Annotated in this window: 1 protein-coding gene; it reads right to left on the bottom strand. The window is 46.6% G+C overall.

The window, feature by feature from the left end; all coding sequences use genetic code 11:
• Positions 1-444: amino acid permease (locus GFC01_RS18200; protein ID WP_152948515.1), on the bottom strand; the 444-nt coding region annotated here is incomplete at both ends.

Below are 444 nucleotides of genomic sequence, written 5' to 3' on the forward strand. Positions count from 1 at the left end.
GGTGTTTTAAACGTTGGATGAATCCGCGAAATCGCGTTGGCGAAAGGAATCTGCTTTCGTTCTGCCATCGCAAAAATCACACGTGGGAATGAAAGAACCTTTCCGTTCAAACAGCCAAAGATGCTGATGATGATCCCAATACTAATGATTTTCCCGCCAATTGGCCCAAAGAGCATGGTAGCAGCAGTGCTTGTCGCATTTTCACCTAACTGGACGATTTGATCAGCTGGCAGCACGTGCAAAAGTGCGACATTAATAAAGAGATAACAAGCCGTCACGATTAAAATTCCGCCTGCCATTGCACGAGGCAGCAGTTTCTCAGGGTTTTTCATTTCACCCCCAAGCGCCGCAAGTAAAATCCAGCCATCATAAGCAAACAGCGTAGCCAAAATCGCTGCTCCGAAGTTCATTTGAGCGATACTATCGTTGACGGCCATCAAGATG

This window comes from Desulfofundulus thermobenzoicus (genome assembly GCF_009428905.1).
Lineage (GTDB): Bacteria > Bacillota > Desulfotomaculia > Desulfotomaculales > Desulfovirgulaceae > Desulfofundulus_A > Desulfofundulus_A thermobenzoicus.